General features: G+C 51.8%; 1 protein-coding gene. It reads left to right on the forward strand.

All coding sequences use genetic code 11. The annotated features are described in order from the left end of the window. The first annotated feature begins 168 nt into the window (after window positions 1-168). Window positions 169-1,458 (forward strand): type IIL restriction-modification enzyme MmeI, encoded by a 1,290-nt coding sequence (locus F599_RS14575; protein WP_019543969.1) that lies wholly within the window; start codon window positions 169-171, stop codon window positions 1,456-1,458. The last annotated feature ends 91 nt before the right edge of the window (window positions 1,459-1,549 follow it).

A 1,549-nucleotide genomic window follows, 5' to 3' on the forward strand; every position in this document is an offset into this window, starting at 1 on the left:
CAGATTCCCTTATCAGCCTAGTAGTACATCTATATGTAGTAGTCAATACCAGAAGGGAACCGTGTATTTACTACTACATATAGATGTACTATACTTTGGCTCTGTGGAATCTGACCTAGGCTATACGTATTCCACCTAGCAATCCTTGTAGACTGAGGGTTCAACGTTGTGGTACTACAGATAAAGTACAATCCGCCGTTCGTGGGTGCGCGGCTGATGAAAGCCGGCAGCGCGCAAAAACAAGACATGGCCGCGGTATTCGATGGTTGGAAAAACTACGGCAACCTCGACTATGTCTGCGCGTGGTATAAACTAGCCACTGACTACATGAAAGGTACACGCATCCATGCGGCTTTCGTCTCGACGAACTCTGTTTCGCAGGGCGATTCCGTCGCGATTCTCTGGAAGCCGCTGTTCACCGCGGGCATCCATATCGATTTCGCTCACCGCACATTCATCTGGGACAGCGAGAGCAAGCAAAAAGCCCATGTGCATTGTGTCATCGTCGGCTTCAGCTATGATGGCACAGCAAAAAGCCGCACCATCTTCACGGGTGGACAAAGCGAGCATGTCACGCACATTAACGCCTACCTGATAGATGCCGCAGACGTTTTTGTCGAGAGCAGAAGCAAGCCACTCTGTCAGGTTCCAGCTATCGGCATTGGCAATCAACCGATTGACGACGGCAACTATCTTTTTACCAAGGAAGAAATGGAAGCATTCCTCCAGAAAGAACCTGCTGCCAAGCCGTATTTCCGAAAATGGTACGGCGCACAGGAGTTTCTCCATCGCCAGCCGCGTTACTGTCTCTGGCTAGGTGATTGCTCGCCACGCGAATTGAAAAACATGCCTCATTGTCTGGAGCGTGTGAAAAATGTTCAACTTTTTCGTTCACAAAGCAGACGTAGCAGCACAAAAAAATTAGCGGATAGCCCGACCCGCTTTCAAACGGAAAATATGCCCACGGGCAATTATATCGTAATACCGGAAGTTTCATCTGAGCGGCGACGCTACGTTCCCTTCGGTTTTATGGATGGTTCTGTTTTCTGCAGCAATCTCGTCAAACTCATGCCGGACGCTACACTTTATCATTTCGGCATCTTGGAATCCAACGTTCACATGGCCTGGATGCGAACCGTTGCGGGTCGTTTGAAAAGCGACTATCGCTACTCTAAGGATATCGTCTACAACAACTTCCCCTGGCCCACGCCCACGCCGGAACAGAAAGCCGCCATCGAAAAGACCGCGCAAGCCATCCTGGACGCGCGGGAGCTCTATCCGGACAGCAGCCTCGCCGACCTCTACGACGAAGTCCTCATGCCCAAGGAACTCCGCGAGGCCCACCGCGCCAACGACCGCGCCGTCATGCGCGCCTACGGCTTCCCCATCAAGATGACCGAAGCCGACTGCGTCGCCGCCCTCATGCAGATGTACGAGCAGCTCACCGCGGGGAAATAGTTCTCGTCCCCACCGTTCGCAATATCCTCAGCAAAAAGGGGCTGTTGCACGTATCAACAACGTGTAGCAGCCCCTTTTAGTTTGCAAAAAA

Origin of the sequence: Selenomonas bovis DSM 23594, assembly GCF_000381005.1 — a bacterium.
Taxonomy (GTDB): Bacteria; Bacillota; Negativicutes; order Selenomonadales; family Selenomonadaceae; genus Selenomonas_C; species Selenomonas_C bovis.